We start from the raw sequence: 18786 nt of genomic DNA on the forward strand, positions 1-18786 counted from the left end.
TAAAGGCAGTTATTCTTCCGTAGAATCATATCGTTTATCTATTTCAACTTCAGAAACCTCCACGAACAATTCTGCTAATTTGTTACAAACAGCATTAAAAAACTGTGCTCCCTTTTCTTTGGTGGCTTTTTTAGGATTCCCTATTCCGGTATCCTCGCTCACCATGGACCATTGCCGTTCTGCCCAGGCCCAGCCTTCTCTTATTCCCGTAATTTTGGATTTTCGCTCCTTTCCACTCCCCGCTTCCTTTAAATCTGAAACCAGTCCCGGCATAAGGTGAAGCATCAGGCTGGTTTCCATTTCATCTGCATGATCCCCTTTTTCTTCAAAAAATTGATATTTATCTACTACCTCAAAGAAATTGGTCGTGATGAGCAACATCTTCGGAAACTTTAAGCCCAGTTCCCTAAGAATGGGTTTAAAGGTATTGCCTCCGTGGCCATTCAGCAGAATAAATTTATAAATCCCCTGCCGGTTTAAGACCTGGAGGATGTCTGAGAGTATGGCCAGTTGGGTACTGGGGAATAAGTTGATGTCCAGCTTAATATCTGCCTGCCCTGTATTTACCCCAAAAGGGATGTTGGGTAGGATCTTCAGTTTTATGCCTTTTTCCCAGGCAATTTTCCCGGCTTCTGCAGCAATGGCATCAATTTGATAATTATCTGTGGCGTAGGGCAAATGATAATTATGAGCTTCTGTGGCTCCCCATGGCAAAACGGCTACTTCCGTTTCTTCCTCCTTAACCGTTTGCCAGTTACTTTCCGCTAAAATATAAGGCCTCATGTTTTTCTGATTTTATATCCTGAAACAGCAAAATACAATATGAATAAATAGCAGGGAATTAAAATCCAGTACGCCTGCTGCGGATTCCAATTTTCAGCCAGAGCCCCGTAAGCAAGTGGCACAATTGCCCCGCCGGCAATTCCCATAACCAGTAAAGAAGAGGCTGCTTTTGTAAATCTTCCAACATCGGCCAGCGCCATGGGCCAGATTGCCGGCCACATTAAGGAATTTGCCAGGCCTAAAAGCGCAATAAAGGCGAGTGAAACATAGCCGGACGAAAAAATGGCGACCAGCGCGAACAAAATCCCTAATACTGCTGAAACCCGTAATGCATTTTCCTGTTTTATAATCTTGGGAATGCTAATTATGCCAATGATATAGCCCAAAACCATGGCAGCCATGGTTCCGGTTGCAAAGTACTTGGCCGTAGTTAGGGCAATTCCCTGGGAAGAGCCATAACTTATAATACTATCGGCTGCAATTACCTCTACTCCAACATATAGAAATAAAGTGATCACTCCCAAAATCACATGCGGGAAATCGAAAACACTCTTTTTGCCCAAGTTAGATGCGGTTAAATTTTCATCTTCCTCATCGGCATCTACTTCGGGTAAACCGGATTTATACACCCAGAACGCGAGTAGCAATAAAACCACAATAATGCCTATATAAGGCGGTATAACGCGCATTGCCATCTGGTCCAGTTCTGCAATTCTTTCGGAAGCAGATAAATTGGCAATTTCAGACTTAAGTTCATCTGCTTTTTCCAGCTGTAAAAAGAAACCAATCAAAATAGGTGCGATTGCTCCTGCCAGTTTGTTACAAATTCCCATTATACTGATGCGTTTTGCAGCACTTTCAGCAGGGCCAATGATAGTTACATAAGGATTGGAAGCGGTTTGCAGAATGGCCAGCCCGCTGCCCATAATAAAAAGTCCTCCCAGAAAAATAATGTAGGTACGGCTAATGGCTGCCGGTATGAATAATAGCGCGCCAATTGCCATAATTCCTAATGCTACGGACATTCCTTTTTTGAAACCCAATTTATTAAGCGTTCTTGCAGAAACCGGTGCCATTACCACATAAGCGATATAAAAAGCAAAGGTGACAAAAAAGGCCTGAAATTTGGTTAATTCGCAGGCAATTTCCAGATACGGGATTAAAAGGGAATTAAGCCAGGTAACAAACCCGAAAATGAAAAATAAAGCACCAATAATAATGATAGAACGGGTAGTACTACCGCTCTCTTGTAGAGACTTCTCCCTTTTTGTTGCAACTGAATTTGCCATATTCTAGGAATAATTTTTTGTAAACAACCTTAGCGATAATTTTTAAAGAAGATTTTACAGCCATAACTTTATTCCCTTTAGTTAACTCATAAAGGCTAAGAAAGCTGCTGTTCCAATTTTCTTCAAAAATCGCTTTAAACAGGAAAAGTACTAATAGATTTTTAAAAATCTTCTGCAAAAAATAAAAACCCTTAGTTCTTTTCTTTATAAATATCAAAACTCTGCAAAGTTTTTGTTTAAGCTGGGCTGCAAAATGTGCTTCGCTTAAAAATACAAATCTAAATCTTGCATCTGCTATCCCTCTGCAGATTTTAAAAACCTTTTATTCCACAGGTATTTTGAAATTATATAAAGCCGGTAAAGGAGTTAAATCCTGATTCTTCAGCAATCCTATAAAAATTCTTTGATAACTTGTAAATAAACTATATTTGTCAACTTAATTATTGTTGATTATTTTATAAGATCAGCTACGAAAAAGAGACATGAAGCACATACGTAACTTTTGCATTATCGCCCATATTGATCACGGGAAAAGTACCCTGGCGGACAGGCTGTTAGACTTCACAGGTTCGGTTACCGATCGTGAAAAACAGGAGCAGCTCCTGGACAATATGGACCTGGAAAGAGAGCGTGGAATTACCATTAAAAGCCACGCCATACAAATGGATTATATTTATGAAGGGGAGAAATATGTGCTGAATCTTATAGATACTCCCGGCCATGTAGATTTTTCTTATGAAGTTTCCAGATCTATTGCAGCTTGTGAAGGTGCGTTGCTGGTGGTAGATGCCGCACAAAGCATCCAGGCACAAACCATTTCTAATCTCTACCTCGCCCTGGAAAATGATCTCGAAATTATTCCTGTTCTTAATAAAATAGATCTTCCCAGCGCCAATCCTGAGGAAGTAACCGATGATATTGTGGATTTACTGGGTTGTGATGCTTCAGATATTATTCCGGCAAGCGCCAAAACAGGATTGGGGATTGAAGAAATACTTTCAGCAATTATTACCAGGATTCCTCCTCCAAGCGGCAAGGTTGATGCGCCTTTAAGAGCCCTTATTTTTGATTCAGTCTATAATCCCTTCCGTGGAGTAGAAACCTTTTTCAGGGTAATTAATGGTTCTATAAAAAAGGGTCAAAACATTAAATTTGTAGCTACAGATAAAAATTACTCGGCAGATGAGGTAGGCACCTTAAGACTGAAACAACAACCCAAAAATGAGATTAAAACCGGGGATGTAGGCTACCTTATCACCGGGATCAAGGAAGCAAAAGAAGTAAAAGTTGGGGATACTATTACCGATGCCAAAAATCCTACTACTGAAGCTGTTCCTGGGTTTGAAGATGTAAAACCAATGGTTTTTGCCGGAATTTACCCTGTGGATACTGAAGATTATGAAGAATTGAGAGCTTCTATGGAGAAACTTCAGCTAAATGATGCTTCCCTGGTATTTACTCCTGAAAGTTCGGCCGCGCTTGGCTTTGGTTTCCGATGTGGTTTTCTTGGAATGCTTCACCTGGAAATTATCCAGGAAAGGCTGGAAAGGGAGTTTGATATGACGGTGATCACTACCGTTCCAAACGTATCTTACCAGGCGTATACCAATAAAAATCCCGATGAGGTGATCCTGGTAAATAATCCATCAGACCTGCCTGAGCCTTCCACTTTAAACCGGGTGGAAGAACCTTTTATTAAAGCAACCATCATTACCAAATCAGATTATGTAGGGAACGTAATGTCCCTTTGTATCGAAAAAAGGGGAGAAATTACTAACCAAACCTACCTGACTACAGAAAGGGTGGAATTGTCTTTTGATATGCCTTTAGCTGAAATTGTCTTCGATTTTTATGATCGCCTAAAAACAGTTTCCCGCGGATATGCTTCTTTTGACTATTCTCCCATTGGAATGCGCCAGTCTAAACTGGTAAAAGTAGATGTATTGCTGAACGGAAATACTGTAGACGCACTTTCAGCATTATTGCACGTAGATAACGCCTATGATATCGGGAAGAAAATGTGTGAAAAGCTGAAGGAACTTATCCCCAGGCAACAATTCGACATTCCTATCCAGGCGGCAATAGGTGCAAAAATTATTGCCCGCGAAACCGTAAAAGCTTTACGTAAGGACGTTACCGCAAAATGTTATGGCGGGGATATTTCCCGTAAACGTAAACTTCTGGAAAAGCAGAAAAAAGGTAAAAAACGTATGCGCCAGGTTGGAAATGTTGAAATCCCCCAGGAGGCCTTTATGGCAGTTTTGAAGTTAAATGACTAAAAATAGTCTTTAGACTTTAGACTATAGACGGTAGGAGCATCTTCCGCATAACCAACAAAGCTTAGGAATTTCAATTTTAGAAAGAAAAATCTTTACTAAAGTTAATCGAGTCTTTAGAGGGTTAGTTTTTCTTTTGATTGTTGTTAAGATATTTCATTAAAGATGTGAGCATTTTAGATAATTCTGCCAGATCTTGTCTATAATCCTCATACTCGTTTAACTGAAAATAGGTTTGACGTTTTGCAATTTCTACACACACCACGCATTCTTTAACTGAATTTAAAGAAATTTGAAGATAACGCCGAAATTCAGGATTTGAACTTCCAGCTCCTTCAGCTATATTCAATGCTATTGAAGTAGCAGCTCTTCGAAATTGAGAAGTTAATCCATAAGCTTCTCCCCTTGGAAATTTCCTGGTTTGCTCATAAATCTTATCAACAAATAATAATGACTTTTGATAAACATTGAGTTCCTCAAAATTAAATTTTTCGGTTTTCAAATTCAGCTATATAAAATTTTTACATTGAAGATACATATTCATATGATTTCTTAACTCCTATTTCATTTTTTAAATTTGTAATGACATAAAATTTAGTTCGGTATAAAATCTATCGACTACAAACTAAAGACTACAGACAAATCATGGCCGGACACAGTAAATGGGCAAATATAAAGCACCGTAAGGGAGCGCAGGATAAACGAAGAGCGAAACAATTTACCAGGGCAATTAAAGATATTAGTGTTGCCGTAAAAGAAGGCGGAGGGCCAGATCCCGAAGCTAATCCTGCCCTTAGAAATGCCATCTCCAATGCCAAGGGCGTAAACATGCCTAAAGACACCATTGAGCGTGCCGTAAAAAAAGCCAGCGGTGCCGATGCCGATAATTATGAACTGGTGACTTTTGAAGGTTACGGCCCCAATGGAATTGCTTTTTTTGTGGAATGTACCACAGATAATACCAATCGTACGGTAGCCTCGGTAAGATCTATTTTTTCCAAGAATGGCGGCAGCCTTGGAACCAATGGTTCCCTAGAATTCCTGTTTGATAAAAAAGGAGTGTTTGTACTGGAAAAAGAAAAGATTAAACGGGATATGGAAGAGCTGGAACTGGAATTAATTGAGGGCGGTGCTTCCAGCATTGACAAAGAAGATGATTATATAACTGTTTATACTGAATTTACCGACTTCGGCTTAATGTCTTCTAAATTAGAAGAATTGGGCATAGAGCCAAAAAATTCTGAAGTGCAGCGAATTCCTTTAAATACCATTGAACTTCCGCTGGAAGACGCTAAAAAAATTCTTGCCCTGGTAGATAAATTTGAGGAAGATGATGATGTGCAGAATGTGTATCACAACCTCGAAATTAATGATGAACTTATAGCGGCAATGGAAGATGAAGATTAATCTTCATCTTCTTCCACACTTTCCCTGGATTCGATTTTTTCTTCATTTTCTGCCACTTCCATTTCTTTTCCAAGATACACCAGCTTATAGCCTTCTTCAATATCTACAGAGGTGCTGTTGGAAGGGATTATGCTTAGATCTCCTTCGTTATTTTTAACAAATAGAGGGATAATATCATTATCGGTTTTAGTGATCTCAATAAGCCCCTCATAATGTTCTTTAGAATTAAGTTCTATTTCCTGTATAGAGGGATATTTACGGGCAAGATTGGTAAGCTTCACGTAATCATCGGTTTGAGAAAATAAGCCTTCTTTTGGATTTTTTTCCGGGTCCTGCATTTCATCAGGAGAAACTACCCTGAAGGATCCGTTCTCACCAAAATGTTTTCTGAATTTCTTAATGGCATTGTCATTTACCTCGCTGTTACTGGTCATGGCCATTAAATAACCAATATCGTTGAGTTCTATATTATTGATAAGATCATCAGAATAAACATTATCCTGAATAGCATCAATCCCCAGTTCTTTAGATTTCCTGATGTTGCTGGCATTGTTATCTACCAGCACTACATGCCGGTTATTTTTCTTTAAATAAGCCGCGATAAGCCGTGGCATGGAGGAAGCCCCTATAATTAATATTCCTGAAGAATTTTTAAGAAAAACACCTACCAATTGTGCAAATAATCGTGCTGTGGTGGCATTAAGCAGCACGGTTCCTAGTACAATCATAAATACCAGAGGTGTAATATACTCTGCCCCTTCCACCCCCTGGCTTTGTAATTTTATTCCAAATAGGGAGGCGATACCTGCAGCTACGATTCCGCGTGGGCCTACCCAGCTTATAAATAATTTTTCATTAAATTGTAAAGAAGAATTTATACTACTCACAAATACACCCAGAGGCCGAACCAGGAAAACCACTGCAGCAAAGAGGATAAGGGCATTTATATTAAAAATGAGGTAAAGATCTTCCATATTCATATTTGCGGCGAGCAGGATAAATAGGATAGAAATAAGCAGAACGCTAAGAGACTCCTTGAAATATAGTAATTCCTTTAAATTGGGAAGATTCATATTTCCCATTACCATTCCCATTACCACTACCGCCAGCAGTCCGCTTTCATGAGCAAATTGATCACTAAGCACAAAAACTCCCAATACTGCGGCAAGGGTAAAAACGTTTAAAAGATAATGTGGAATTACGTTCTTTTTAATTGCAAAAGCAAGTGCATGGGCAAAGGTAAAACCAAAGGTAAAACCAAAAAGTACAATTTTACCAAATTCCACCAGTGCAGTACGGGTATATTCCCGCCCTTCGCCGGCAGCTATAAACTCAAAAACAAGTACGGCCACCAGGGCACCAATAGGATCAATTAATATTCCCTCCCATTTTAAGATTGCTGAAACATCTTTTTTTAGAGGAATATTTCTTAAAATAGGAGTTATCACGGTGGGTCCGGTCACAATAATAAGCGCTGCAAAAAGAAAGGCGATCTGCCAGGATAAATTAAAAATAAGATATGCGGCGATGCCTGCTCCAACAAATGTAACCACTACTGCTATAGTGATTAGTTTTACAATTACAGGGCCTACATTTAAAATTTCCCCTTTTCGCAGCGTCAAACCACCTTCAAAAAGAATGATTCCAATTGCCAGAGATACAAAGTAAAAAAGGCTTTCGCCGGGGAAAAGGCCGTGCTCTCCGTTCCAGATAGGTTCAATTAATTTATTTCCATCTTCAGTAAATAGGGTCGCAATTGGCCCTACTGCAAGTCCTATGAGGATAAGTGGTAAAATAGCAGGAATTTTAAATTTCCAGGCTACCCACTGCGCCAGTATACCAAGTATAATTATTCCAGCTAATTCTAACATTCGTTTTTAATTTAAGTGCTAAATGTAATAAAAAAGGCTTATTAACCACTTTGTTCTACTTATGATAACAACTTGTTAAAAGCTTACTTTAGCATTTTAGTGAAATTTTGTTTTTCTATTTTGCATAGTAATTCCTAAGAATAAGAAAAAAAAATAACATGAAGCTATATCCAATTGAAGCAGGAAATTTTAAACTGGATGGAGGTGCTATGTTTGGAGTGGTTCCAAAAAGCCTCTGGTCCCGCACAAATCCTGCAGATTCTAACAATATGATTGATATTGCCGCCCGTTGTTTACTTATTGAGGAGGGTGAAAAACTTATTCTCATAGATACCGGTATGGGGGATAAGCAGGATGAAAAATTCTTTGGTTTTTATTATCCCTGGGGAGAACACTCTATAGACAAATCCTTAAAAAAATATGGTTTTCACCGCGATGACATTACCGATGTGTTCCTGACACACCTGCATTTTGACCATTGCGGCGGAAGCATTAAATGGAATAAAGACCATACCGGCTACGAACCAGCTTTTAAAAATGCCCGTTTCTGGAGCAATGAAGACCATTGGCTATGGGCAACACAACCCAACGCACGGGAAAAGGCTTCCTTCCTGAAAGAAAACATCCTTCCCATGGAAGAAAGCGGCAAACTTCACTTTTTAGAACGTAACGGCGACAAGCAAAACTATACCGATTCTGAATATTTTGGCTTTGGCGTGTTATTTGTGGATGGACACACCGATAAACAAATGATCCCGCACATTAAATATAAAGATAAAACCCTTGTATTTATGGCAGATTTGCTGCCAACCGCGGGACATATTCCTTTGCCGTACGTGATGGGATTTGATACAAGGCCGCTGCTTACGCTTCCGGAGAAAAAAATATTTTTGAATAAGGCAGCAGATGAGAAATTTTATTTGTTCCTGGAACACGATGCCCATAATGAAATAATCACCGTTAAACATACAGAAAAAGGAGTAAGGTTAGACGAAAAATTTACATTCAACCAAGTTTTTAATTAGAAATAAAATATGAGAATACCAGTTTTTAAGCCGCTGCTTTCCGTAACCGCAGCCGCAATGCTTGCCGCCTGTGGCAGTACCGCCCCAAGTTTAGTTTCCACACCAATAGAACAAATAGATTCCATCCCTCTAAAGGTGCAGCCGCTTACAGAGGTGCAGCTTAAAGACTGGAGCGGTGCCGATCTCCAGAGTGACACGATCCCGGGAATGTCTGTTCGTAAGGCCTATGATGAGATTATAAAAAACAGGAAAGGTGAAACCGTGATTGTTGGAGTGGTAGATAGTGGGGTAGATATTGAACATGAAGACCTGGATGGGGTAATTTGGACCAATACCGATGAAATCCCTGGAAATAATAAAGATGATGATAATAATGGTTATGTAGACGATATCCATGGCTGGAATTTTCTTGGGGACGCTGTAAAGGAAAACCTGGAATATGTAAGAATTTACAAGCGCCTTAAACCTAAATATGAAGGCAAAACCGCCAGCTCCATCAGCACTGCAGACAGGGAAGAATTTATCATGTACCAGCGTGCAAAGGATGAATATCAAAAAGAACTGAGTGAAGTTCAGCAAAATCTTCAGCAATACCAGCAAATACAGGAACAATTAGTGGCTGCTCATGCCGCGGTTTCCAGCCAGTTAGGGAAAGAAGATTATACCAAAGAAGAGCTTTCTGGCATGCAGGCTTCTTCCCAGCAAATGGCTCAGTATAAAGCCATGCTTACCCAAATTCAAAATAATGTAGATGAAAATATTCCTGATGCTCTTCAGGAACTGGCAGATACCATAGATTATTTTCAAAACCGGCTCGACACGCATTTCAACCTTGACCTCAACGGCAGGGCCATAGTTGGGGACGATCCTTACGACATCAACGATACAGATTATGGTAACAACGATGTTGACGGGCCTACCCAAGATAAGGAAGATGTAAAACACGGTACCCACGTGGCGGGAATTATTGCTGCGGAAAGAAATAACAATATCGGGATTAACGGCATTGCCAATAATGTAAAAATTATGCCTGTTCGTGCGGTTCCCGATGGAGATGAATATGATAAGGATATTGCCCTGGCTATTCGATACGCCGTAGATAATGGCGCCAAGGTGATCAATACCAGTTTTGGAAAGTATTTTTCTCCAAATCCGGAATGGGTGATAGACGCCATTAAATATGCTGCTGAACACGATGTTTTAATCGTAAATGCGGCAGGAAACGAGAGCCTGGACCTTGACCAAAACCGGGTGTATCCAAACGACCAGTATCCTGAAGCACCTGAAGAAATAAGCGACAGCTTTTTAACTGTGGGCGCATTAAACTATGAATACGGTTCTGGACTGGTTTCCGGATTCTCGAATTACGGTAAGAAAAACGTAGATGTTTTCGCGCCTGGAAGCAAGATCTGGTCTACCACCCCCAATAACGAATATGAATTTCTCCAGGGAACTTCTATGGCTTCTCCTGCCGTAGCAGGGGTTGCAGCCATGATTCGTTCATATTATCCAAAATTAAGTGCTGCACAGGTAAAACATATAATTATGAACAGTGGACTTTCCACCGGGACCATGGTAATGGTTGGGGAACAGGGCCAAAGCACCAAAAACTTTAGAGAACTTTCCACTTCCGGAAAAATGGTTAATTTATACAACGCCCTTATCCTTGCAGATAAAGTTGCACACGGAGATATAAATTTGTAATAACTTCTGAAACTCCAAAAATCAATAAAAACAGAATAAATGAAGAAACTATTTTTAAGCCTTTCTTTTCTTGCGGTAAGCCTGGGATATGCCCAGAATAATTCCACCTACTGGCAGCAACATGTTAATTACAACATGGATGTGGATATGAATGTGGAAAACTATCAATACACAGGAACCCAGAAACTGGTATATACCAATAACTCCCCGGATACGCTGCAAAAAGTGTTCTATCATCTTTATTTTAATGCTTTCCAGCCGGGAAGTGAAATGGATATGAGGCTTCAGAACATTGCCGATCCTGATGGGCGTATGGTAAATAACCTGGGAACAAGAGAAAATCCTGAATACCAAAGCCGAATAGCTATACTTAAACCTGACGAAATTGGTTATTTACGCGTAAATTCTTTAATTCAAAACGGGAATCCATTAGATTATAAAGAAGTGGGAACCATCCTGGAAGTAAAGCTGGCAGAGCCAGTTCTACCTGGGGAAAAAACCACTTTTAAGATGGATTTTAAAGGACAGGTGCCGCTACAGATACGCCGTTCAGGAAGGAACAGTGCCGAGGGGGTTGCGCTTTCCATGAGCCAGTGGTATCCCAAATTAGCCGAATATGATTTTGAAGGCTGGCATGCAGATCCTTACATCGCCCGGGAATTCCATGGAGTTTGGGGAGATTTTGATGTAAAAATCAGCATTGATAAAGATTATATTTTAGGAAGCACCGGCTATCTACAAAATCCGCAGGAGATTGGTTATGGTTATGAGGAAGAAGGAACTAAGGTAAAACGCAAAAAAGGAGACAAATTAACCTGGCATTTTGTTGCGCCAAAAGTGCACGATTTTACCTGGGCGGCAGATCCTGACTATATACATGATAAGCTTACCGCCAAAGATGGCACGGTTCTCCATTTTCTCTATAAAAACAATCCCCAAATTGTAGAAAACTGGAAAAAGCTTCAGCCAAAAACTGAAGAACTCTTGTTGTTCTATAACGAGCATATTGGCCCTTATCCATGGGATAAATATTCTGTGATTCAAGGTGGTGACGGAGGTATGGAATATGCCATGCTTACCCTTATCACCGGGGAAAGGAGTTATGAAAGCCTGGTTGGGGTTACCGCACACGAATTTGCCCATGCCTGGTTTCAGCATTTATTGGCCACTAATGAGTCTGAAAATGAATGGATGGACGAAGGTTTCACTTCATACATTTCAGATGAAGCCATGAAAGCCGTGATGGATTCTGAAAATGATAATCCCCATACAGGTTCCTACAGAGGCTACAACCAGTTGGTGAGAAGCGGGGTAGAACAGCCGCAAACCACTCATGCAGATAGATATGATTATAATTTTGCCTATGGCGCGGCCGCGTATTCCAAAGGAGCGGTTTTTCTTGCCCAGTTAGGCTATGTTATTGGGAAAGAAAACCTGGATAAAACCCTTAATCGCTATTATGATGAATGGAAATTTAAACATCCCACTCCCAATGATTTTATAAGAGTTGCTGAAAAAGTTTCCGGGGCAGAGCTGGGCTGGTATTTAAATGACTGGACCAGGACTACCAACACCATAGATTACGCTATAGAATCTATTGAAGCTGAAGGAGATTCCACCCAGATAAAACTTCACAGGATAGGAAATATGCCTATGCCCGTAGAAGTAACAGTAACCTATAATGATGGGGAAAAACAATTATTTTATATGCCCCTGCAAATGATGCGTTGGGAAAAACCGGCTTCAGGAGAAGAAAATAGAACGATAAAAGAAGACTGGTCCTGGGCCAATCCCACTTATAATTTAATGATTGATGCTCCAAAATCCCAAATTCAGTCTGTAGTTATAGATGACTCGCAGCTAATGGCAGATGTAGACCGAAGCAACAATACGTATCCGGCTGCTTCAGGAACAAATTCATCAGAAGAAAACAGCGAGGGGAGATAAAAATCTCTTCCGAAGAAGCTTTTAAAACCCTTTTCTACGGAAGAGGGTTTTTTATATCCTCTTTTTCAGTTTAAGCAAAGCCGAAATTTATTTATTAGGACACAATTTTAAATCTGGCAGATTCAAATCCAATACTATGTTTACTTTTGAACCATGGAACAAAACTTCGGAAAAAAAGAAAAGCTGAAAAGCAAAAAAATCATAGAACAGCTTTTTCAGGAGGGGAAATCGGTTAAAAATTATCCAATTCGCCTTATCTATATTAAACTTCCTGAAGATCAAAAAACAAAATTTCAGGCCGGGGTTTCAGTTCCCAAGAGAATAGTAAAAACCGCTGTGCAGCGCAACCGGATAAAACGTTTGCTGCGTGAGGTTTATAGAAAAAATAAGTATCTTGTGAGCAACAGCCTTTCTTCTTCTTACGCGTTCATGTTTATTTATATTTCTCCTGAGGAATTGCGATATGAGGCACTTTTTGCGAAGATGGAGAAGTTGCTGGAAAAATTTAAGGAGAAAGAAAAATGGGAAATTCAGCAAGAAAAATAGCAGTTTTGATAATTGGCGCGGGAATCTTCTTTGGTACCGTTTCTTTTAAGTCAGATTTTTTTGCCATTGCCAAACAAATTGAAATTTTTACCACACTTTTTAAGGAAATCAACATGAATTATGTTGATGAAACCAATCCTGCGGAACTTATGGATACGGCCATTAAAGCCATGCTGCAGGATCTGGACCCTTACACTAACTACTGGAATGAGCAGGATGTGGAAGCTGCCCGTATAAATAATTCCGGAGAATATACGGGAATAGGCGCAACCATTAAAATGGGTAAAGATGCCATTACCATCTTGGAGCCTTATAAGGGATATCCTGCCGATAAGGCGGGATTAAAAGCCGGAGATGAAATTATTAAGATTGGGAATATAAACGTGTCCGATTTCCAGGAAGATGCCGGAGAACTGCTCAATGGAGCTGACAATTCTACGGTGGAGTTTACTTACCGGAGACAGGGAGAGATAAAAACAACCACTTTAACCAGGGAATCTGTTACTTTAAAAGCGGTGCCTTATCACAGTTTACTGGAGGATGGCAGCGGTTACATTGTACTTTCAAGGTTTAATGCCAGGGCTTCTTCAGAAACCGCAAGGGCCTTAAAAGACCTTAAAAACCAGGGTGCTAAAAAAATTATTCTGGATCTTAGAGGCAATCCCGGCGGATTGTTGGCTGAAGCGATTAATGTGAGCAATATTTTTGTTCCAAAAGACGAATTAATTGTAACCACAAAATCTGTTATAGAAAAATACAACCGGGAATATTTTACGCAAAAAGAGCCTATTGATACCAAAATCCCTTTGGTGGTGCTCGTTGATGGCAGAAGCGCTTCTGCCAGTGAAATTGTAGCCGGCGCAATCCAGGACCTGGACAGGGGAGTAGTGGTGGGTGCCAGAAGCTTTGGTAAAGGGCTGGTACAGCGTCCCAAAGAACTCGCTTATGGCACTCAGCTTAAAATTACCATTTCCAGGTATTACACCCCCAGCGGCAGGTGCATACAGGCACTGGATTATCGTACCAGGGATGAAGAAGGAAATGCTATTAGAACAAGGACCGAGGATTATAACGAATTTAAGACCCGTAACGGCAGAAAGGTTTATGACGGCGGCGGAATTTTACCCGATGTAAGATTACAAACTTCAGAATATAGCGGGATCACCCAAGCCTTGCTTATGGATGACGCTATTTTTGATTTTGCTACCAAATATTACTATTCCCACGAAAAACCAGATTTACAGGAATTCAGTTTAAGTGACAGGGAGTATGAAAATTTTAAAAATTACTTACAAACTTCAGATTTCCAATATCAAACCACTACTGAAAAGGAGCTGGAAGAGGTGCTGATTACTGCGGAAAAGGAAGGATTTGAAGAAAAAATCCTGCAGGATTACAAGGCTATTTCCGCAGAAATTGAACAGCATAAAAAGAAAGAACTCGAGGAGAAAAAAGCTGAAATAACCAGTTTAATTACCGATGAGATCATAAAACGCTATTTTTACAAAGAAGGGCTTTACGACTATTATGTTGTTCATAACCCGGAAATTAATAAGGCGCAGGAAATATTAAACAATCCTTCTCAATACACTGCGATCCTGGAGTAATCAGGGCGTTTTTACCATCGCGATGTGTGGAATCCCATCTTCTAAATACCCCTCACCAATTGTTGAAAAGCCGTGACTTTCATAGAATTCGATAAGGTACTGCTGGGCAGATAATTTTATATTCTCGGTTTTAAAGTGGTCTTTAATAGCTTTTACTGAAGCCTGCATAATTTGGTGACCATAACCATATTTTCGCTCTTCCATCTTTACCAGCACCCGTCCTATAGCAGCTTCTTCAAAATAAAATCCGCTATTAAAACAGCGGGTATAAGCAACAAGCTTAGCTTCTTTTTTACCTAAAATATGCAAAGCTTTTTGGTCTTTTCCATCAATATCCTGGTACACACAATCCTGTTCCACCACAAAAATTTCTGATCGCAACTGTAGGATTTGATATAGTTCTTCTGTGGAAAGCTCAGAAAATTGCTTTATTTCTATTTCCATTTAATATTTATTGATTCCGTTAAAAAATTAAACGCAGCCTTAACAGGACTTATTAACAGGAATTTTATCAATTCTTTTCTGATGGCGCCCACCTTCAAATTTGGTATTAAGAAAAGTTTCCACCATATCTACAGCCTGATGAACCGATACAAAACGTGCCGGAATACTTAAGATATTCGCATTGTTATGGCTGCGGGCAAGAGCAGCGATTTCTGAAGTCCAGCAAAGGGCAGACCGTATTTCCTGGTGTTTATTGGCGGTCATGTTTGCGCCATTCCCGCTTCCACAAATTATAATGCCAAAATCCACAGTTTCGTCAGCCACATCTTTGGCAACAGGATGTACGAAATCTGGATAATCCACACTGTCTTCAGTATTTGTACCGTAGTTAATAACTTCTATTCCTTTATTTTCAAGGGATTCCACCACTTTCTCTTTATAAGTAGTACCGGCATGATCATTTCCAATTGCTATTTTCATCTTATTTCATTTAGAGAAACAAAGGTAAAAAAAGGGCTTATTAACCCCATGTTTTTCAATTGTTAATTACTTTTTGAAAAGCCTTTATTTTCAAGGTATTATAATTGACAATAACCTGTGGATAAACGTTGATGAGAAAAGCACAAACTAATTTGCAGAAATGCTATTTAATTCCAATACCAAAATACATTGCTAAAATTCAAATTTTTAAGTAACGATTTTTTACCAAGTTATGAGCACCAAAATCTCTATTGTGAACATCTCCAATCAGGAAAAGAATTAAGAAAATATCTTAACATCAAATAGTATGAAATTGTTAAGTAAACCTTAAAATAGCAATGCAATCAGATAGTTAGGATTTTAACCAGCTGTTGATAAACTGTTACAAAAAGATAATAACTGATATTCCAAAAATTCTAACCTTTTTTTATTGTACAAATTAACAGCCTATAATAACATCCATTTTTAATTTTTTAAAAAAGAAGAAATAAATAAATATAATATAGCTGTTAATAACTAAACGATTCTAAGATTGGAAGAACGATCCTGAAAAGAGTCCAGGATTTTTTGTGCTGCCTTAATATCTTCCAAATGAACCATAAGTTTAATACCACCAAAGGCATTGGAATAATAGGGAAAAAGGCCTATAAGAGTTTCATTTTCAAATTGATATCTGATATTTTCCTGATTCAGGATTAGCTGAATAACTACGTATTCGTGTGGGTAGGTGAAAGTGGCTAAACAAGTATAATTCTTCATAAAGGCTTATATTCAGCCTTTTAAAGATACTGTTTATTCCTGAATTGTTAAAGAGGTACTTTGCAGATCTTCAGAAGAAAAAAGAGACTCTGCATTTGTTTTTCTATTTAGCGAAATATTGATGTAGGCAATAAATCCTATTACCCCCAAAAGAAAGATAAAAAAGAACAAAACTGAAATTTTATTCGGTTTACTTAAGCCCATAATTATCTATTTTTACTCTTGTATGGGGAAATACAAAGACAAACAAATTTATGAAAATTTTAAGTTTTTAATAACGTTTTAAGAATTTTTTTTATACCAGGACGTAAGGCATAAAAAAATAAATTGGAAGAAGAGAGGATAGCGCAGCTATCCTAAAAAAATGTTTCCTCATTTAAAACTTTACATTCAAAGATCTATAATGTAACTTTTAAGCTGTAATTTTATCATTTATACATTGAAATGAAGAAAAAGAAAAGAAAGAACTCCTCAACACAAATTGGAAATCTCTCCAAGAAAATATTAGATATTTTAAGAAAAAACTCAGGGAAAACCTATAATTATAAACAAATCGCTTCTGTCCTAGGAGTTGATGATCCCGGTAGCCGGAATCAAATTACCCGAAACCTTGCCCAACTGGCGGCCAAAAAGGAAATTACCCAGGTGGAGCGGGGAAAATTTAAAATTGAAGCAAGCGCCAGTTATTATAAAGGTAAGTTGGATATGACCAGTAAAGGCTATGGGTATGTACTGGTAGATGATCTTGAAGATGATGTCTTTATCCCGCAAAACTGTTTGAATACCGCTTTTCATGGCGATGAAGTGGAGATTTATATCTACAATAAGCGCAGGAGAAAAAAGTCTGAAGGGGAAGTAACAAAAATCTTAAATAGAAAAAGAACACAGTTTGTAGGCATCCTGGACCTTAAAAAGGATTTTGGTTTTGTAAAGGTTGATGATCCAAAAATGTATACGGACATTTTTGTACAGCGCAATAAAATTGCAGAGGCGAAAGACGGGGATAAAGTAGTGGTTGAATTTGAAGAATGGCCGGAAAAAGCAGATTCTCCGTTTGGAAAAATTATCCAGGTTTTGGGAACCCCAGGGGAGCATCATACCGAAATTCATGGAATTCTTGCCCAGTATGGGCTTCCACATGAGTTTCCAAAAGAAGTGGAAGAATTTGCCAATAAACTGGATACTTCCATTCAGGAGTCTGAAATTAGTAAAAGAAGAGACATGCGTAAAGATCTTACTTTTACCATAGATCCCAAAGACGCCAAAGATTTTGATGACGCTTTAAGCTTTACAAAACTTGAAAATGGCAATTATGAAATTGGAATTCACATTGCAGACGTTTCCCATTATCTTCAAAAGGATACCATTTTAGATGAAGAAGCCTATGAAAGGGCAACTTCAGTTTATCTTGTAGACCGGGTAGTGCCAATGCTTCCTGAAATTCTTTCCAATAATGCCTGTTCTTTAAGGCCTCATGAGGAAAAATATACTTTTTCAGCGGTGTTTGAAATTGATAAAAAAGCTAATGTTAAAAAGCAGTGGTTTGGAAGAACGGTAACTTATTCAGACGCGCGTTTTGCCTATGAGGAGGCGCAGCACATCATAGAAACCAAAGGCGGGGAAATACCTGAAGAAATCTCTATACAGGATAAAGCTTATAGTACAAGCAGTGAAATTGTGGAAGCCATTCTTCAGTTAAATGATCTGGCGGTAATCATGAGATCCAGGCGTATGAGGGAAGGTGCAATTTCTTTTGATAAAGTGGAGGTAAAGTTTAAACTGGATGAAGAAAATGAACCGGTAGGGGTTTTCTTTAAAACTGCCAAAGAAGCCAATAAATTAATTGAAGAGTTTATGTTACTGGCAAACAGGAAAGTGGCCGAATTTATAGGGAAAAAGCAACCGAAAAAAACCTTTGTTTACCGCTGCCATGATGAGCCCGATGATACTAAACTAGCCTCTCTTCAAACCCTCGTGGCCAAATTTGGGCATAAACTGAATTTAAAGGACAGGAAAAGTGTTTCTTCCTCATTAAATTCCCTACTGGAAGATATTCAGGGTAAAAAAGAGCAAAACCTGGTAGATACCCTTACCATACGTACGATGAGCAAAGCCTATTACGGGACAGAGAATATTGGTCATTATGGCCTCGCTTTTGATTATTATACGCATTTTACTTCTCCAATTAGGCGTTATCCAGATGTGATGGTACATCGTTTGCTGCAGCGTTACCTGGATGAACAGCCTTCAGCAAATGAAGAGGAATATGATGAAAAGTGCCACCATAGCAGTGAAATGGAAAATCTTGCCACCAATGCGGAAAGGGATTCTATTAAATACATGCAGGTGAAGTTTATGCAGGATCATCAAAATGAGGATTTTCTGGGGGTAATTTCCGGAGTGACCGAGTGGGGAATATTTGTAGAAATTGAAGAAAATAAATGTGAAGGAATGGTTAGGCTAAGGGATTTGAAAGATGATCATTATGAATTTGATGCGGAGCAATATGCGGTAACAGGACGAAAATCTAAAAAGTCTTACCAGCTGGGGGATGAGGTTTATGTGCGGGTAAAAAATGCCGATTTGCTTAAAAGGCAACTGGACCTAACATTCCTGGGATCCCGGGAAGAATATGAAAATAAATAAAT

General features: G+C 39.0%; 15 protein-coding genes. 8 read left to right on the forward strand and 7 right to left on the reverse strand.

Features of this window, described 5'->3' with window-relative positions; all coding sequences use genetic code 11:
• Window positions 1-9 precede the first annotated feature (9 nt).
• Both AB8M93_RS08800 and AB8M93_RS08805 read right to left on the reverse strand, forming a co-directional pair.
• Window positions 10-783 carry a creatininase family protein gene (locus tag AB8M93_RS08800; RefSeq protein WP_373057204.1) on the reverse strand — a complete coding sequence of 258 codons (774 nt, stop codon included), beginning with the start codon at window positions 781-783 and terminating at the stop codon, window positions 10-12.
• Window positions 780-2072 carry a sugar MFS transporter gene (locus AB8M93_RS08805; RefSeq protein ID WP_373057205.1) on the reverse strand — a complete coding sequence of 431 codons (1293 nt, stop codon included), beginning with the start codon at window positions 2070-2072 and terminating at the stop codon, window positions 780-782. Before AB8M93_RS08805 ends, AB8M93_RS08800 begins: the two co-directional genes overlap by 4 nt.
• A gap of 482 nt (window positions 2073-2554) precedes the next feature.
• On the opposite strand from AB8M93_RS08805, the gene lepA reads away from it, so the two are divergent.
• Window positions 2555-4351, forward strand: coding sequence for a translation elongation factor 4 (lepA, locus tag AB8M93_RS08810; RefSeq protein WP_373057206.1), 1797 nt, complete (start codon window positions 2555-2557; stop codon window positions 4349-4351).
• A 121-nt stretch (window positions 4352-4472) separates the two neighbouring features.
• On the opposite strand, the gene AB8M93_RS08815 is transcribed toward lepA, so the two are convergent.
• Window positions 4473-4850, reverse strand: coding sequence for a four helix bundle protein (locus AB8M93_RS08815; RefSeq protein ID WP_373057207.1), 378 nt, complete (start codon window positions 4848-4850; stop codon window positions 4473-4475).
• Window positions 4851-4993: 143 nt separating this feature from the next.
• On the opposite strand from AB8M93_RS08815, the gene AB8M93_RS08820 reads away from it, so the two are divergent.
• The gene (locus tag AB8M93_RS08820) at window positions 4994-5755 is read left to right on the forward strand and encodes a YebC/PmpR family DNA-binding transcriptional regulator (protein WP_373057208.1); all 762 of its coding nucleotides are present in this window, start codon (window positions 4994-4996) and stop codon (window positions 5753-5755) included.
• On the opposite strand, the gene AB8M93_RS08825 is transcribed toward AB8M93_RS08820, so the two are convergent.
• The gene (locus tag AB8M93_RS08825) at window positions 5752-7626 is read right to left on the reverse strand and encodes a cation:proton antiporter domain-containing protein (protein ID WP_373057209.1); all 1875 of its coding nucleotides are present in this window, start codon (window positions 7624-7626) and stop codon (window positions 5752-5754) included. The two genes, AB8M93_RS08820 and AB8M93_RS08825, sit on opposite strands and share 4 nt — an antisense overlap.
• A gap of 158 nt (window positions 7627-7784) precedes the next feature.
• On the opposite strand from AB8M93_RS08825, the gene AB8M93_RS08830 reads away from it, so the two are divergent.
• The 5 genes from AB8M93_RS08830 (at window position 7785) to AB8M93_RS08850 (ending at window position 14455) form a co-directional block, all read left to right on the forward strand.
• Window positions 7785-8651, forward strand: a complete 867-nt coding sequence (locus tag AB8M93_RS08830) for an MBL fold metallo-hydrolase (RefSeq protein ID WP_373057210.1) — start codon at window positions 7785-7787, stop codon at window positions 8649-8651.
• Between the two features lie 9 nt (window positions 8652-8660).
• Entirely contained in the window at window positions 8661-10355 is a 1695-nt protein-coding gene (locus tag AB8M93_RS08835; protein ID WP_373057211.1) for a S8 family peptidase, read from the forward strand.
• 39 nt (window positions 10356-10394) lie between these two features.
• Window positions 10395-12302, forward strand: coding sequence for a M1 family metallopeptidase (locus tag AB8M93_RS08840; RefSeq protein WP_373057212.1), 1908 nt, complete (start codon window positions 10395-10397; stop codon window positions 12300-12302).
• A 153-nt stretch (window positions 12303-12455) separates the two neighbouring features.
• Window positions 12456-12848, forward strand: a complete 393-nt coding sequence (gene rnpA / locus AB8M93_RS08845; RefSeq protein WP_373057213.1) for a ribonuclease P protein component — start codon at window positions 12456-12458, stop codon at window positions 12846-12848.
• Window positions 12824-14455: a S41 family peptidase gene (locus AB8M93_RS08850; RefSeq protein WP_373057214.1), complete on the forward strand. Its 1632-nt coding sequence runs from the start codon at window positions 12824-12826 to the stop codon at window positions 14453-14455. Before rnpA ends, AB8M93_RS08850 begins: the two co-directional genes overlap by 25 nt.
• Here the strand turns inward: AB8M93_RS08850 and AB8M93_RS08855 are convergent, their stop codons facing one another.
• The 3 genes from AB8M93_RS08855 to AB8M93_RS08865 form a co-directional block, all read right to left on the reverse strand.
• Window positions 14456-14899, reverse strand: a complete 444-nt coding sequence (locus tag AB8M93_RS08855) for a GNAT family N-acetyltransferase (RefSeq protein ID WP_373057215.1) — start codon at window positions 14897-14899, stop codon at window positions 14456-14458.
• Between the two features lie 39 nt (window positions 14900-14938).
• On the reverse strand, window positions 14939-15379 hold the full coding sequence (rpiB, locus tag AB8M93_RS08860) for a ribose 5-phosphate isomerase B (protein ID WP_373057216.1): 441 nt from the start codon (window positions 15377-15379) through the stop codon (window positions 14939-14941).
• A 516-nt stretch (window positions 15380-15895) separates the two neighbouring features.
• Window positions 15896-16138 (reverse strand): DUF2007 domain-containing protein, encoded by a 243-nt coding sequence (locus AB8M93_RS08865; protein ID WP_373057217.1) that lies wholly within the window; start codon window positions 16136-16138, stop codon window positions 15896-15898.
• A 444-nt stretch (window positions 16139-16582) separates the two neighbouring features.
• Between AB8M93_RS08865 and rnr the strand changes: the two genes are divergently transcribed.
• Window positions 16583-18784, forward strand: a complete 2202-nt coding sequence (rnr, locus tag AB8M93_RS08870; protein ID WP_373057218.1) for a ribonuclease R — start codon at window positions 16583-16585, stop codon at window positions 18782-18784.
• The last annotated feature ends 2 nt before the right edge of the window (window positions 18785-18786 follow it).

Origin of the sequence: Autumnicola aciditolerans (genome assembly GCF_041679265.1) — a bacterium.
Taxonomy (GTDB): domain Bacteria; phylum Bacteroidota; class Bacteroidia; order Flavobacteriales; family Flavobacteriaceae; genus Autumnicola.

What these genes read in the sequence shown, in the direction of transcription:
- AB8M93_RS08800 (WP_373057204.1), bottom strand. Translation starts at nt 783, where the DNA reads ATGAGGCCTTATATTTTAGCGGAAAGTAACTGGCAAACGGTTAAGGAG.
- AB8M93_RS08805 (WP_373057205.1), bottom strand. Translation starts at nt 2,072, where the DNA reads ATGGCAAATTCAGTTGCAACAAAAAGGGAGAAGTCTCTACAAGAGAGC.
- lepA (WP_373057206.1), top strand. Translation starts at nt 2,555, where the DNA reads ATGAAGCACATACGTAACTTTTGCATTATCGCCCATATTGATCACGGG.
- AB8M93_RS08820 (WP_373057208.1), top strand. Translation starts at nt 4,994, where the DNA reads ATGGCCGGACACAGTAAATGGGCAAATATAAAGCACCGTAAGGGAGCG.
- AB8M93_RS08825 (WP_373057209.1), bottom strand. Translation starts at nt 7,626, where the DNA reads ATGTTAGAATTAGCTGGAATAATTATACTTGGTATACTGGCGCAGTGG.
- AB8M93_RS08830 (WP_373057210.1), top strand. Translation starts at nt 7,785, where the DNA reads ATGAAGCTATATCCAATTGAAGCAGGAAATTTTAAACTGGATGGAGGT.
- AB8M93_RS08835 (WP_373057211.1), top strand. Translation starts at nt 8,661, where the DNA reads ATGAGAATACCAGTTTTTAAGCCGCTGCTTTCCGTAACCGCAGCCGCA.
- AB8M93_RS08840 (WP_373057212.1), top strand. Translation starts at nt 10,395, where the DNA reads ATGAAGAAACTATTTTTAAGCCTTTCTTTTCTTGCGGTAAGCCTGGGA.
- rnpA (WP_373057213.1), top strand. Translation starts at nt 12,456, where the DNA reads ATGGAACAAAACTTCGGAAAAAAAGAAAAGCTGAAAAGCAAAAAAATC.
- AB8M93_RS08850 (WP_373057214.1), top strand. Translation starts at nt 12,824, where the DNA reads ATGGGAAATTCAGCAAGAAAAATAGCAGTTTTGATAATTGGCGCGGGA.
- AB8M93_RS08855 (WP_373057215.1), bottom strand. Translation starts at nt 14,899, where the DNA reads ATGGAAATAGAAATAAAGCAATTTTCTGAGCTTTCCACAGAAGAACTA.
- rpiB (WP_373057216.1), bottom strand. Translation starts at nt 15,379, where the DNA reads ATGAAAATAGCAATTGGAAATGATCATGCCGGTACTACTTATAAAGAG.
- AB8M93_RS08865 (WP_373057217.1), bottom strand. Translation starts at nt 16,138, where the DNA reads ATGAAGAATTATACTTGTTTAGCCACTTTCACCTACCCACACGAATAC.
- rnr (WP_373057218.1), top strand. Translation starts at nt 16,583, where the DNA reads ATGAAGAAAAAGAAAAGAAAGAACTCCTCAACACAAATTGGAAATCTC.